Source organism: Micromonospora aurantiaca ATCC 27029 (assembly GCF_000145235.1).
Taxonomy (GTDB): Bacteria; Actinomycetota; Actinomycetes; order Mycobacteriales; family Micromonosporaceae; genus Micromonospora; species Micromonospora aurantiaca.
In genome coordinates this window covers 6990912-7004445 of the sequence record NC_014391.1, presented here as the reverse complement: position 1 = coordinate 7004445, position 13534 = coordinate 6990912, and the positions used below count along the sequence as shown (strand labels likewise).

Annotated in this window: 10 protein-coding genes; 6 read left to right on the top strand and 4 right to left on the bottom strand. The window is 71.0% G+C overall.

Translation table 11 applies throughout. The features are described from left to right. Positions 1–32 precede the first annotated feature (32 nt). Together MICAU_RS31330 and MICAU_RS31325 are read left to right on the top strand one after the other, a co-directional pair. Entirely contained in the window at positions 33–1493 is a 1461-nt protein-coding gene (locus MICAU_RS31330; RefSeq protein ID WP_013289369.1) for a CCA tRNA nucleotidyltransferase, read from the top strand. A 176-nt stretch (positions 1494–1669) separates the two neighbouring features. Further along, on the top strand, positions 1670–3706 hold the full coding sequence (locus MICAU_RS31325; protein ID WP_013289368.1) for a S8 family serine peptidase: 2037 nt from the start codon (positions 1670–1672) through the stop codon (positions 3704–3706). Positions 3707–3763: 57 nt separating this feature from the next. On the opposite strand, the gene MICAU_RS31320 is transcribed toward MICAU_RS31325, so the two are convergent. Next, the gene (locus MICAU_RS31320; RefSeq protein ID WP_013289367.1) at positions 3764–5272 is read right to left on the bottom strand and encodes a flotillin family protein; all 1509 of its coding nucleotides are present in this window, start codon (positions 5270–5272) and stop codon (positions 3764–3766) included. A 25-nt stretch (positions 5273–5297) separates the two neighbouring features. Beyond that, positions 5298–5840: an NfeD C-terminal domain-containing protein gene (locus MICAU_RS31315; protein ID WP_013289366.1), complete on the bottom strand. Its 543-nt coding sequence runs from the start codon at positions 5838–5840 to the stop codon at positions 5298–5300. A gap of 81 nt (positions 5841–5921) precedes the next feature. Between MICAU_RS31315 and MICAU_RS31310 the strand changes: the two genes are divergently transcribed. Continuing rightward, on the top strand, positions 5922–6401 hold the full coding sequence (locus MICAU_RS31310) for a methylated-DNA--[protein]-cysteine S-methyltransferase (protein ID WP_030269532.1): 480 nt from the start codon (positions 5922–5924) through the stop codon (positions 6399–6401). A gap of 65 nt (positions 6402–6466) precedes the next feature. Here the strand turns inward: MICAU_RS31310 and MICAU_RS31305 are convergent, their stop codons facing one another. Both MICAU_RS31305 and MICAU_RS31300 read right to left on the bottom strand, forming a co-directional pair. Next, entirely contained in the window at positions 6467–7546 is a 1080-nt protein-coding gene (locus MICAU_RS31305; RefSeq protein WP_013289364.1) for an inositol-3-phosphate synthase, read from the bottom strand. Positions 7547–7569: 23 nt separating this feature from the next. Continuing rightward, a complete protein-coding gene (locus MICAU_RS31300; RefSeq protein ID WP_013289363.1) occupies positions 7570–8208 on the bottom strand; it encodes a PadR family transcriptional regulator in 639 nt (212 codons plus the stop codon). A gap of 174 nt (positions 8209–8382) precedes the next feature. Here MICAU_RS31300 and MICAU_RS31295 point away from each other — a divergent pair, with 174 nt between their 5' ends. The 3 genes from MICAU_RS31295 (at position 8383) to MICAU_RS31285 (ending at position 13525) form a co-directional block, all read left to right on the top strand. Then, a complete protein-coding gene (locus tag MICAU_RS31295; protein ID WP_013289362.1) occupies positions 8383–8829 on the top strand; it encodes a DUF5318 domain-containing protein in 447 nt (148 codons plus the stop codon). Between the two features lie 194 nt (positions 8830–9023). Beyond that, positions 9024–11846, top strand: coding sequence for a transglycosylase domain-containing protein (locus tag MICAU_RS31290; protein WP_013289361.1), 2823 nt, complete (start codon positions 9024–9026; stop codon positions 11844–11846). Between the two features lie 122 nt (positions 11847–11968). Continuing rightward, entirely contained in the window at positions 11969–13525 is a 1557-nt protein-coding gene (locus MICAU_RS31285) for a glycosyltransferase family 87 protein (protein ID WP_013289360.1), read from the top strand. Positions 13526–13534: the final 9 nt, after the last annotated feature.

Below are 13534 nucleotides of genomic sequence, written 5' to 3'. Positions count from 1 at the left end.
ATCCACCTCCGGCCCGATAGGCTGGCGATCCCATGTCCGAAGCCTCCGCCTCCCACGCCGCCGACCGCCGCGAACTGACCGCCGCGCAGCGCAACGCCGTCGCCGAACTGCTCCGAGTCTCACCGGTCGCCGACGAGCTGGGCCGGCGCTTCGCCCAGGCCGGTCACGAACTGCACCTGGTGGGCGGATCCGTCCGCGACGCGCTGCTCGGGCGGCTCGGCAACGACCTCGACTTCTGCACCGACGCCCACCCGGACGAGACCATCAAGGTCATCCGCGGCTGGGCCGAGTCGATCTGGGAGACCGGACGCGAGTTCGGCACCATCGCCTGCCAGCGCGACGGCCTCAACCTGGAGATCACCACGTTCCGCGCGGAGGTCTACGACCAGGTCAGCCGCAACCCGGTGGTGCAGTACGGCACCAGCCTGACCGAGGACCTCAAGCGCCGCGACTTCACAGTCAACGCGATGGCGGTCAGTCTTCCGGACCACCGGTTCACCGACCCGTACGGCGGACTGGCCGATCTGGCCGCCAAGATCATTCGTACCCCGGGAACGCCGCAGGAGTCGTTCCGCGACGACCCGCTGCGGATGCTGCGCGCGGCCCGGTTCGCCGCGCAGCTCCGCTTCGCCGTCCACCCGGACGTCCGCGCGGCGATGACCGAGATGGCTGCGGACCTGGACCGGATCACCGCCGAGCGGATCCGGGACGAGTTCACCAAGCTCCTCTGCGGTGCCGACCCGATCACCGGGCTGCGCCTGCTCGTCGACACCGGGCTGGCCGAGCGCTTCCTGCCCGAGCTGACCGGGCTGAAGCTCACCATCGACGAGCACGCCCAGCACAAGGACGTCTACGAGCACACGCTCACGGTGGTCAGCAACGCCATGTCGATGGAGTCCGACGGTTGCGACTTCGTGCTGCGGATGGCCGCGCTCATGCACGACATCGGCAAGCCCGCCACCAAGGCGGTCGGCGCGGACGGCCGGGTCAGCTTCCACCACCACGAGGTGGTCGGTGCCCGGCTGACCAAGAACCGGATGAAGGCGCTGCGCTACTCCAAGGAGATCACCTCCCAGGTGGTCAAGCTGGTCGGGCTGCACCTGCGCTTCTACGGGTACGGCCGGGGCGAGTGGACCGACTCGGCGGTCCGCCGGTACGTCACCGACGCCGGTGACCTGCTGTCCCGGCTGCACAAGCTGACCCGCTCCGACTGCACCACCCGCAACCGGCGCAAGGCCGCCCAGCTCGCGGCCGACTACGACGCGCTGGAGGAGCGGATCGCCCGGATCGCGGCCGAGGAGGACCTGGCCCGGGTCCGCCCCGACCTGGACGGCAACGCGATCATGGAGCTGCTCGGCGTACCGCCGGGGCCGGTGGTCGGTCGCGCCTGGCAGTACCTCAAGGAGCTGCGGCTGGAACGCGGGCCGCTGGACCGCGACGAGGCCGAGGCGGAGCTGCTGCGCTGGGCGCGCGACGAGGGCATCACCGGCTGAGGCCGGCGCCGCGGATCTGACGACGATACGCCGGCGTGTCGACCGAACGGTTGACCCGCTCCGGTCGATGTCTCCCGCATGATGAGTCATCGGCAGCCGCCGAATCGACAGATGCGGCTGTTCTGATTCATCCGCCCGTCCGATCCGGACGGTCGCTGGACACGGGGAGACAATTCGTGACACGTCGTGGCGGCTTGCGCCGCTCCGCCCTCGTGGGGCTCGCCCTCACCAGCGCCACCTCCATCCTCTGCGCCACCGTCGCCGGGCCGGCCCTCGCCGACCCGAAGCGACCGTCGGTCCGTGGCGCCGGCACGGCCGAGGCGGTGCCCGGCCGCTACATCGTGGTCCTCAAGAAGGGCAAGACCACCCCGGCCAAGGTGAAGTCCGCCGCGTCCGCGCTGGCCGGCGAGCACGGCGGCACCGTCCGCCGGGTCTTCGGCAAGGCGCTGAACGGCTACTCGGCCACCATGGACGCCCGGCAGGCCGCGCGGCTCGCCGCCGACCCGGACGTCGAGTACGTCCAGCAGGTCCAGCGCTGGAGCACCGCCGGCACCCAGACCACCCCGCCGTGGGGCCTGGACCGCATCGACCAGCTCAAGACCCGGACCGACGGCAGGTACACCTACCCGTCGACCGGCGCCGGCGTGACCGCGTACGTGATCGACACCGGCATCGACATCGACCACCAGGACTTCGGCGGGCGCGCCCGCAACGGCTACGACGCGGTCGAGCAGGACGACGTCGCGCAGGACTGCGACGGGCACGGCACGCACGTGGCGGGCACGATCGGCGGTACGACGTACGGCGTCGCGAAGGCCGTCGACCTGGTCGCCGTCCGGGTCCTCGACTGCTCCGGCCAGGGCGACACCGAGCAGGTGATCGCCGGCATCGAGTGGGTCACCACGAACGCCACCGGGCCGTCCGTGGCGAACATGAGCCTCGGCGTCGACCGCGTCGACCAGGCGGTCAACGACGCGGTCGCCCGCTCGATCGCCTCCGGCATCACCTACGCGGTAGCGGCCGGCAACAGCATGCAGGACGCCTGCGGCTCCTCGCCGGCGAGCGTGCCCGCCGCCATCACCGTCGGGGCCACCGACCGGGTCGACATGCGCGCCTGGTTCTCCAACTACGGCCGCTGCCTGGACCTGTTCGCCCCCGGCACCGGCATCGTCTCGGCCAAGGCCGGCACCAGCGCCGGCTCGGAGTCGATGAACGGCACCTCGATGGCGTCCCCGCACGTGGCGGGCGCCGCCGCGCTGCTCCTGGAGGAGCACCCGGGCTGGTCGCCGCAGCAGGTGCGCGACTCGGTCGTGACCACCGGCATCGGCGGCGCGGTGCACGACATCATGGGCTCCACCGACCGGCTGCTGCACATCGGCTCGGCCGTGACGGCCCGCGGCTCGTACGGGCTCAAGGCCCGGGTCAACGGCCGCTACGTCACCGCGGAGAGCGCGGGGACGAAGCCGCTGATCGCCCGGGGCACCTCGATCGGCGCCTGGGAGAAGTACGACGTGGTCGACGCCGGCGGAGGCCTGTTCGGCCTGCGGGCGCGGGTCACGAACAAGTTCGTCACGGCGGAGAGCGCCGGGGCGAAGCCGCTGATCGCCCGCTCGGCCACCATCGGCGCGTGGGAGAAGTTCCAGATCGTCGACAACACCGACGGCACGATCAGCCTGAAGGCGGCGATCAACGGCAAGTACGTCACCGCGCCGAGCGCCACCTCCCCGCTGATCGCGAGCAAGACCGCGATCGGCACCGCCGAGAAGTTCGACTTCGACGCCCCGGCACCCCTCGTGAGCATCAAGTCGGTGGCCAGTGGCAAGTTCGTGACGGCGGAGAGCGCCGGGGCGAAGCCGCTGATCGCCCGCTCGGCGACCGTCGGCGCCTGGGAGAAGTACGAGCTGGTGAACGTGGGTGACGGCTACGGCACCTTCGGTCTGAAGGCCCAGATCAACGGCAAGTTCGTGACGGCGGAGAGCGCCGGGGCGAAGCCGCTGATCGCGCGGGGCGCCTCGATCGGCGCGTGGGAGGGGATGTCGTTCCTCGACTACAACGCCGACGGCTCGGTCTACCTGTACGCGAACATCAACGAGAAGGCGGTCACCGCCGGCAGCGCCGGCACCAGCCAGCTCATCGCGAGCCGGACCATCGACTGGAACAGCCCGACCCTCGGCCTGGGCGCCGGCGAGAAGTTCGTCGTCGCCGTGCTCTGACCCGTACCACCGCACGACGCCCGCCGGCTCCCGAGGGGAACCGGCGGGCGTCCGTCGTCACGGGGTGACCGTGGTGCCGTCCACTGTGGTCTTGCCGTTGTGCTGGGCGCTGCTGCCCAGCCGCGCCAGCAGCCCGGCCAGGTCGATGCCGGTCAGGTCGCTGCCGAGTTGGAGGCCCTGTGCGACGTTGCCGGCCACGGACTTGGTCAGCGACGACGCCCCGTCGGTGGAGATCACCGTCATCTTGTCGATCGCGCCGATCGGGGCGCTGGCCGCACCGACCACCTCGGGCAGCACCTTGACCAGCAGGTCCAGCACGGCCGCCTCGCCGTACGCGGCGAACGCCTCGGCCTTGCGGGCCATCGCGTCGGCCTCGGCCTGACCCTTGGCCAGGATGGCCGCGGCCTCGGCCTGGCCCTCCCGCTCGACCGCCTCGGCGATCGCGGAACGACGGCGCTGCTCGGCCTCGCCCTCCTTGGCGCCCTCGATCGCGTTAGCCTCGGCCAGCGCGGCCCGCCGGGCCCGCTCGCCCTCACCGGTGAGGCGGGCCTGCTCGGCGGAGGCCTGCGCGGCGGCGATGGTGGCCTGCCGCTGCGCGTCGGCGTTGAGCACCGCCGCGTTGCGGGCCGCCTCGGCCTCCTGCTCGACCTTGTACCGGGCCGCGTCGGCCGGCTTGCGCACCTCGGTGTCGAGCTGGCGCTGCTTCAGCTCGGCGTTGCGCTCGGCCACCTTCTGCTGCTCGGAGAGGATCGCCTGGTCCCGCTCGGCCTGCGCGAGCGGCCCGGCCGCCGCCGACTTCGCCTTCGCCGCGTCGATCTCGGCCTGGATGCCGGCCTGCTTGAGCGCCAGGTTCCGGTTCGCCTCGGCGATCGCCTCCTCGGCGAGCAGCCGCTCCTGCTCGGCCTGCTGCCGGGCCCGCGCCTCGGCGATGGCCGCGTCCTTGAGCACCCGGGCCGCCTCCGGCCGGCCCAGGTCCTGGAGGTAGGAGCCCTCGGCCGAGATGTCCTGGAGCTGGAACGTGTCGAGCACCAGGCCCTGGTTGGTCATCGAGTGCTCGGCCTCCTCGGCGACCGCGCTGGCGAACGCCGCCCGGTCCCGGATGATCTCCTCGACGGTGAGCCGCCCGACGATCGAGCGCAGCGCGCCGGCGAGCACCTCGCGGGTGAAGTTGTCGATCTCCTCCTGCTGGTTCAGGAAGCGCTGGGCGGCGGCGCGGATCGCGTCCTCGGTGCCGCCGACCTTCACGATCGCCACGCCGTGCAGCTCGGTGCGGATGCCCTGCTTGCTCACCGCGCCGCGGATGCTGACATCGATCCGGCGGCTGGACAGGTCGAGCGACTGGAGCTTCTGCACCACCGGCAGCACGAAGACCGAGGCGCCGAGCACGACCTTCTGGCCGGACATGTCGGTGGAGCGGGCTCCGTCGGCGGACTGGGTGGTGCGGCCCTTGCGGCCGGTGACGATGAACGCCTGGTTCGGCCCGGCCACCTTGATCCGGGACAACACGAAGAGAACGAGGACGACGGCGAGGAGGACCGCGCCGCCGATGGCGACGAGCAGGGGCATGGGCGTTCCCGTCTGTGTGGTGGTGTCAGTAGGTCTCGACGTGCACGCTGGTCTCGCTCAGTGCTTCGACCACGAAGATCCGGGTGCCGACCGCGATCGGCCCGTCGGCGCGGGCGTTGAGCTTCACCGGCTGGCCGGCGAGGCGTACCCGCACCTCGCCGTAGCCGCCGCTGGGGATCGGCGTCACCACCAGGCCGATCGCGCCGGCCAGGTGGTCGCGGGTGGGTGTGGCGTCCGTGCGCATGTTGCGGGCCGCGCGGCTCAGCCGCGCCGCCAGCCAGCCGGTGGGCACGGCGGCGAGCGCGCCGCCGGCCACCGCCGCCGCGATCATTCCGGGGGTACGACCCCCGAGCAGCTCGTTGACGATCGCGCCGCCGAAACCGAACGCCCCGGTGAACCCGGCGGCCGCCTCCAGCGACACCGGCCCGTCGACGTCCGGCTGGCCGAGGTGGAGCACTCCCGAGCCGAGCAGGGCGAGGGTCAGCACGCCGACACCGATCCCGCCGATGATCAGGAAGATGAGCGTCCCGGTGGCCATGACCTGCACGGTATCGACGCCGTGCAACATCGACTTCGCTCAGCGGTCGTCCAGCCCGCCCTCAGGGAACCGGCCGGGGAGAATGTCGGCGTGGGCGCGACAATGGGTGGCATGCGCTGGACCGTGCTCGACTCCCCGATCGGCGAGTTCTCCGTCGGCACCGACGACGACGCGGTGCGCGGCGCGCACTTCGGCCGGGTGGACGGGGCGTCAGGCGAACCCGGCGACGCGGTGGCCCGGCTGGCGGTGGCGGAGCTGCGGGCGTACTTCGCCGGTGAGCTGACCGAGTTCACCGTGCCGGTGTCGGCACCCCGGGGCTCCGAGTTCGAGCGCGCCGTGTGGCGGGAGATGACCCGCATCCCGTACGGGGAGACGAAGACCTACGGCGAGGTGGCGAAGGCGGTCGGAGACCCCGGAGGCGCCCGGGCGGTCGGGGTGGCCTGCAACCGCAATCCGGTGCCGGTGATCGTGCCCTGTCACCGGATCGTCGGCGCAGGCGGCAAGCTGGTCGGCTTCGGTGGCGGGCTGCCGCGCAAGGTGACGCTGCTGGAGCTGGAGGCGTCGGTGGCCCTGCGGCGAGCCTGGTCCTGACGTACGCGAAGAAGGAAGGCCGGGTCCGCGCGGACCCGGCCTTCCTTCTTGTGCGTGTCAGCGCGTCAGCGCTCGATCTCGCCGGCGATGAACGCCTCGACGGCGGCGTGCGCGTCGTGGTCGGCGTACTGCTCCGGCGGGGACTTCATGAAGTACGAGGAGGCGGAGAGGATCGGGCCACCGATCTTCCGGTCCAGCGCGATCTTCGCGGCGCGGACGGCGTCGATGATGACACCGGCCGAGTTCGGCGAGTCCCACACCTCGAGCTTCAGCTCCGCGTTGAGCGGGGTGTCACCGAAGGAGCGGCCCTCCAGGCGGATGTACGCCCACTTGCGGTCGTCGAGCCACGGCACGTGGTCGGACGGGCCGATGTGCACGTCGCTCTTGCTCATCTCGTGCGGGATCTGGGAGGTCACCGACTGGGTCTTCGAGATCTTTTTCGAGACCAGACGGTTGCGCTCCAGCATGTTCATGAAGTCCATGTTGCCGCCGAAGTTGAGCTGGTACGTGCGCAGCAGCTCGACCCCGCGGTCCTCGAAGAGCTTCGCCAGGGCGCGGTGCACGATGGTGGCACCGACCTGGCTCTTGATGTCGTCGCCGACGATCGGCAGGCCGGCGTCGGTGAACTTCTTCGCCCACTCCGGGTCGGAGGCGATGAAGACCGGCAGGGCGTTCACGAACGCGCAGCCGGCGTCGATCGCGGCCTGGGCGTAGAACTTGTCGGCCTCCTCGGAGCCCACCGGGAGGTAGGAGACGACCACGTCGACCTGCGCGTCGCGCAGCGCCTGCGCCACGTCGACCGGCTTGGCGTCCGACTCCTCGACGATCTCGCGGTAGTACTGGCCGAGACCGTCGAAGGTCGGGCCGCGCTGCACGGTGACGCCGGTCGGCGGCACGTCGCACAGCTTGATCGTGTTGTTCTCGCTGGCGACGATCGCCTCCGCGAGGTCCATGCCCACCTTCTTGGCGTCCACGTCGAACGCCGCGACGAACTTCACGTCCGAGACGTGGTAGTCGCCGAAGGTGACGTGCATGAGACCCGGGACGCGGTCGTTCGGGTCGGCGTTCCGGTAGTACTCCACGCCCTGTACGAGGGACGAGGCGCAGTTACCCACACCGACGATGGCGACGCGGACGGAGCCCATAGCGTCTGCCTCCTTCTTCTTCATCACGGCCGCTCTTTCCTGGACGTTCCAGGCGTGGGCGGGCTGTCGTTGTCTCCTCGGCCACCGGCCGTCCCGGGTCGCGGGTCGGCGGGGGCCCGGCCGGAGCGCTCGTTGGCGATGAGCTCCTCCAGCCAGCGGACCTCGCGCTCACAGGCGTCGAGCCCGTGGCGCTGCAGTTCCAGGGTGTACGCGTCGAGGCGCTCGGCTGCCCGGCCGAGCACGTCACGAAGACCTTCGCGACGTTCCTCGATCTTGCGGCGACGACCTTCCAGGATCCGGAGCCGGGTGGCCTGGTCGGTCCGGGCGAAGAACGCGAAGTGCACGCCGAAGCCCGTGTCGTCGTACGTCTCGGGTCCAGCCTGCGCTATGAGCTGGGCGAAGCGTTCCTTGCCCTCCGCGGTAATGGTGTAGACCACCCGACCGCGTCGGCTGGTCAGCGCGGGAACCTCCTCGGCGGTCGCGGGTGTCTCGGCGGCTTCGGCGATCCATCCCGCCGCCTGCAGCCGACGCAGGGTCGGGTAGAGCGAGCCGTAGCTGATCGCCGCCCGGATGGCACCGAGCTTGGCGGTCAGCTCCTTGCGCAGCTCGTAGCCGTGCATCGACGCCTCCTGCAGGAGGCCGAGGATGGCGAGCTCGAGCACGGGCCATCCCCTCTTTCCCCCTGCGCGGAGCGCTAACCACCGCGATGTATCGAACCGATACATCGCACGTTAGCGGAGAGGTGAGGATGGGGCAAACCCCTGCTTACGCGACGCGATCATCACGCATCGTGACCATGGTCGCCTGGGTTCGCGGGAGCGCGTACCCTTTGCCGCATGCGTACGCAGCGCCAGGTCGTCGACTACTCGCTTCAGAAGCGAGCTGTGCTGCGTGAACTGCTCGCCGGGCGGATCGGCACGTACGACGTCTGCGACGCCTCGCCGTACCTGAAGAACGCTGCTCGCTTCCACGGCGAGCCGACCGACCACCGCTGCCCGATCTGCCGCAGCGAGAACCTGATCCACGTCCACTACATTTACGGTGACGAACTCAAGCAGTCGGCCGGCCAGGCGCGTACCCGGGCCGAGTTGCCCGTCCTGGCCATGACGCTGCGTGAGTTCCAGGTGTTCGTGGTGGAGGTCTGCCCCGGCTGCGACTGGAACCATCTCGTCGAGCAGTTCCTGCTCGGCCGGGACGGTCTCGCTGGCGAGGCGGAGGACGCGGACGAGTCGGTCGCGGCCAACGGCTCCACCCCTCGGCGAAGGCGAGAGGCGCAACGGTGAACGCGGCTGTCCCGATCGCTGCCGGCCCATTCCCCGGGCGGCAGGATCGACAGCCTTTACGCGTAATTGGTCCGAATAGATCGGATTTGACGGGCGATCGCTGGCACGGCCGGCGGGTAACGTCCCGTGTTCCAGCTCACGGCAACCCGGTGGCGGCGCCCCCGCGCCCCACCGCGACCGGCAGGGTGTGAGGAATGAACTACGGCGATCCCAGTTCTTCGCGTGGGCGGGCCCAGATCCCGGGCCCGAACGGCGACCCCGGTTCCGAAGGGAGCCGGGGCGGGAACGGTTGGTCCGGCGCGGCTGAGGGCGGCGCCTCGGCGCGCGCCTCCGCGACACCGTACGGCGCGGGCGGCCGGGCCTCGGTCGGTGGCGCTCCGGCGCCGCGCGGGGCGGCAGGCTCGGCCTCGGTCGGCCGGGCCGGCGCGGGCGGCCGGGCCTCGGTGCCCGTCTCGCCGGCACCCGGCGTCTCCGGACGCGCGGGCGCCGGCCGGGCGTCGGTGCCCGTCTCCCCGGCCGCTCCGGCCGGACGCGCCTCGGTGGGCGCGGCGAGCGTCGGCGCGGCCGGCGTCGGCGGGCGTGCGAGCGTGGGCGGACGCGCGAGCGTCGGCGCGGCGGCCGTCGGTGGCCGCGCCCGGGTGCCCGGCGCCGCCGGCGGCGGCCCCGGTGGTCCCGGCGGTCCGGCCGGCCCCGGCCGGCGTGGCCGCGGCGAGGACCCGGCGCGCGCGAAGAAGCGCCGCCGGATCAACATCCTGATCGCCGGCTTCGCCGTGTTCATCATGCTCGCCGGCATCGGTGTGGTGAGCTTCACCTGGTACTCCACCAAGGTGGTGCTCCCGGAGGACACCATCCCGCCGCTGTCCACCACCATCTACGACTCGAGCGGCCAGGCGATCGCCCGGATCGGCGACCAGAACCGCCAGCTGGTCACCATCGACCAGATTCCGGAGCACGTCCAGCACGCGGTCGCCGCGGCGGAGGACCGGAACTTCTACAAGCACTCCGGTGTGGACTACAAGGGCATCGCCCGGGCCGCGTGGAACAACCTCACCGGCGGCGACAAGCAGGGCGCCTCGACCATCACCCAGCAGTACGCGCGCAACGCGTTCGAGAACCTGAACCAGGACACGTACGGCCGCAAGGTGAAGGAGGCGATCCTCGCCTCCAAGCTGAACGACAAGTACGACAAGCGCGTGATCATGCAGCACTACCTGAACGTCATCTACTTCGGCCGTGGCGCGTACGGCATCCAGGCGGCGGCGCGGACCTACTTCGGCAAGGACGTCAAGAGCCTGACCGTGGCCGAGGCCGCGGTGCTCGCCGCACTGATCAAACAGCCGGAGCCGAGCGCCACCCACCAGGGCTACGACCCGGCGATCAACCCGACCGCCGCACTGGATCGGTGGAACTACGTGATCAACGGCATGATCACGGAGAAGTGGCTGGACGCGCCGAACACGCCGCAGCACCCCACCGAGTACCCGAAGAACATCGCGAAGCCGTCGAAGAACAGCGGCGGTGGCTTCGGCATCGACACCCCGTACGGCAACATCGTCAACTACGTCTCGCAGGAGATCCGCGAGATGAACCTCTGCACCGACAACGAGGCCGAGGCGACCGAGAAGAAGCCGCTCTGCGCCAAGGCGCTGAGCCGGGGTGGTTACAAGATCACCACCACGATCAACCGGAAGATGCAGGAGGCGGCGCTCGCCGCGGCCCAGCGGGCCAAGAAGGGCTCCGAACTCGCCGGCCAGCCGCCGAACCTGATGGCCGCCGTGGTGGCCATCGACCCGAAGACCGGCCGGGTGCTCGCCTACTACGGCGGCGACAACGGCACCGGCACCGACTACGCCGGGAAGAACGTCGACAACGGCGTGGTCAGCGGCGGGCACTCGCCGGGCTCGAGCTTCAAGATCTACACGCTCGCCGCGGCCCTGAAGGAAGGCATCTCGCTCAAGTCCCGGTGGAAGGGATCGGCGTTCACGCCGAAGGGCACCAAGTTCAAGGTCAGCAACGCCGGCGCGGACAAGGTCTCCTGCGGTGACTCCTGCACGCTCGAACTGTCGACGCTGAAGTCGCTGAACGTTCCGTTCTACTACATCACCGAGAAGATCGGCCCGGACAAGGTGCTCGACATGGCCAAGCAGGCCGGCGTCACCACCATGTGGCAGACCGACACCAACCCGGCCAAGGCGCACGACCTGACCAAGGCCGACCCGAAGGACCTGGCTCCGTCGCCGTTCTTCCACGTCCTCGGCTACGGCCAGTACCCGATCACGGTGCTCGACCACGCCAACGGCGTCGCCACGTTCGCCAACCAGGGCGTCTACCACAAGGCGCACTTCGTGAAGCTGGTGCAGAAGCAGAACCCGGACACCGGTAAGTGGGACACGGTCGGCGGGGAGAAGCTCAAGGGGCAGCAGCGGATCGACAAGGACATCGTCGCCGACGTGACGTCCGTGCTGAAGCAGTACCCGGGCCAGATCAACAAGAAGCTCGAGGAGGGCCGGCAGGTCGCCGAGAAGACCGGCACCTGGGAACTCGGTGACAAGACCACCCGCAACGGCGATGCCTGGATGATCGGCTACACGCCGCAGCTCGCCACCGCCGTCTGGGTCGGAAACGTCAAGGACCGCAAGGCGATCAAGTACAAGGACGGCCGGGACATCAGCGGCGCCCGGATGCCGGGTGACATCTTCCAGCGCTTCATGAACGACGCGCTCAAGGGCAAGGACAAGGAAGAGTTCCCGCCCGCCGCGAACGTCGGCGACGACGAGGCCGGCAACGGCGAGGTGCCGCCGCCGACGAACGAGCCCGGCCAGCCGGGCGGCCCGAACTGCGACCCGCTGGGTCTGTTCTGCCCCGGCGGCACGCCCGGTGGCGGCAACCCCGGCGGCGGCGACCAGGGTGGCAACAACCCCGGCGGGGGTGGGCTCCCCGGAGGCGGCGGACGCCCCGGTGGTGGCGGTGGCGGCGGTGGGCTGCTGCCGAGCACACCACCGACACGGCAGAACTGACGCGTACCACCTGACGGCGGCGGCCGGACCCGAGCGGTCCGGCCGCCGCCGCGTTTCGCGTACCGGAATTTCTCCGCGCGCGACGGGACGGCGACCCCCGGTGTACGGCAGGATGCCTCTCCATGAGCACCCAGTCGCCCGCAGGCATCGATGAGCCCGGCGCGTCCGAGGCGGCGCCACGATCCGCAGAGACGGTGGACCACCCGTCCCGCTCGGACTGGTTCGTCCGGGGCGCCTCCGGTCTGATCGGCGGGCCGCTCGGCGACCACGCCGCCGCCCTGGACCGGCCCGCCGGCCGGGAGAGCCGGTTCTGGACCGCCGGCCGGATCGTGCTGGCGCTGGTGTGCCTGACGCTGGCCCTGCACTGGGTGCAGAAGTCGCCCTGCCAGGACGGCGCCTGGCAGAACAACGTCCAGTACACCCGGATGTGCTACACCGACGTGCTGGCGCTCTACTACGCCGAAGGGCTCAACGAGGGCAAGGTGCCCTACGCCGACCACCCGGTGGAGTACCCGGTGCTGACCGGGTACTTCATGGGCGCGCTCGGCCTGCCGGTGCACGCCCTCGGCGCCGACAACCCCGCCATCAACCAGGGTCAGTGGTTCTACAACCTGAACGCGCTGGTGCTCGGCGCGCTCGCGGTCGCCACCGTCGCCGTGATCCTCAGCCTGCGCCGACGACGACCCTGGGACGCCGCGTTGTTCGCGCTCTCCCCGGCGCTGGTGCTCACCGCCACCGTCAACTGGGATCTGCTCGCCATCGGCCTGGCCGCGTTCGGCCTGCTGGCCTGGGCGCGCGCCCGGCCCGACCGGTACGCGCTGCTGCTGCCCGGAGTAGCAGGCGTCCTCATCGGACTGGGCGGCGCGGCCAAGATGTGGCCGCTGTTCATCCTCGGCCCGATCCTGGTCCTCGCGTTGCGCGCCGGGAAACTGCTGGCCGGGCTCGTCGCCACGGCGACCGCGCTGGTGACGCTCGTGGCCGTGAACCTGCCGGTGGCGATCCCGTACCGGGAGAACTGGGAACGCTTCTTCGACCTGAACACCACGCGCCCCATCGACTGGGGCACGCTCTGGTACATCGGCCGCTACCTGGACGGCCGGATCAGCCCGTCCTCACCCGGCCAGCTCGGGCCCTTCGAGTGGCTCAACGCGAACATCCCCACCCTCAACTGGCTGTCGTACCTGCTCTTCGGCCTGGCCTGCCTCGGCGTGGCCGGGCTGGCGCTGCTGGCGCCGCGCCGCCCCCGGCTGGCCCAGCTCGCCTTCCTGGTGGTCGCCGCGTTCCTCATCTTCAGCAAGGTGTGGTCCCAGCAGTTCGTGCTCTGGCTGCTGCCGCTCGCGGTGCTCGCCCGGCCGCGCTGGGGCGCGTTCCTGGCCTGGCAGGTCGCCGAGGTCGGCTACTTCGCCGCGTTCTACGGCGAACTGCTCGGCACGGCCATGTCCCGGCCGGTCTTCCCCGAGGGCGTCTTCGTGCTGGCGTCGAGCCTGCGCCTGATCACCGTGGCGGTGCTCTGCGGATTCGTCATCCGGGACATCATGCGGCCCGAACTGGACGTCGTCCGGCACACCTACGCCGACGACCCGGACGGCGGGGTGCTCGACGGCGCGCCCGACGCGCCCTGGCATCAGCGCTGGCGGGCGCGCGCCGCCGAACGGCCCGCCGAACCCGTTCCGGTGTGACCGAGACGG

Excerpts from the sequence above, each read along its gene's own strand:
- MICAU_RS31320 (WP_013289367.1), bottom strand. The coding sequence starts at position 5,272 with ATGCCCCTGCTCGTCGCCATCGGCGGCGCGGTCCTCCTCGCCGTCGTC.
- MICAU_RS31285 (WP_013289360.1), top strand. The coding sequence starts at position 11,969 with ATGAGCACCCAGTCGCCCGCAGGCATCGATGAGCCCGGCGCGTCCGAG.
- MICAU_RS31305 (WP_013289364.1), bottom strand. The coding sequence starts at position 7,546 with ATGGGCTCCGTCCGCGTCGCCATCGTCGGTGTGGGTAACTGCGCCTCG.
- MICAU_RS31330 (WP_013289369.1), top strand. The coding sequence starts at position 33 with ATGTCCGAAGCCTCCGCCTCCCACGCCGCCGACCGCCGCGAACTGACC.
- MICAU_RS31290 (WP_013289361.1), top strand. The coding sequence starts at position 9,024 with ATGAACTACGGCGATCCCAGTTCTTCGCGTGGGCGGGCCCAGATCCCG.
- MICAU_RS31315 (WP_013289366.1), bottom strand. The coding sequence starts at position 5,840 with ATGTTGCACGGCGTCGATACCGTGCAGGTCATGGCCACCGGGACGCTC.
- MICAU_RS31310 (WP_030269532.1), top strand. The coding sequence starts at position 5,922 with ATGCGCTGGACCGTGCTCGACTCCCCGATCGGCGAGTTCTCCGTCGGC.
- MICAU_RS31295 (WP_013289362.1), top strand. The coding sequence starts at position 8,383 with ATGCGTACGCAGCGCCAGGTCGTCGACTACTCGCTTCAGAAGCGAGCT.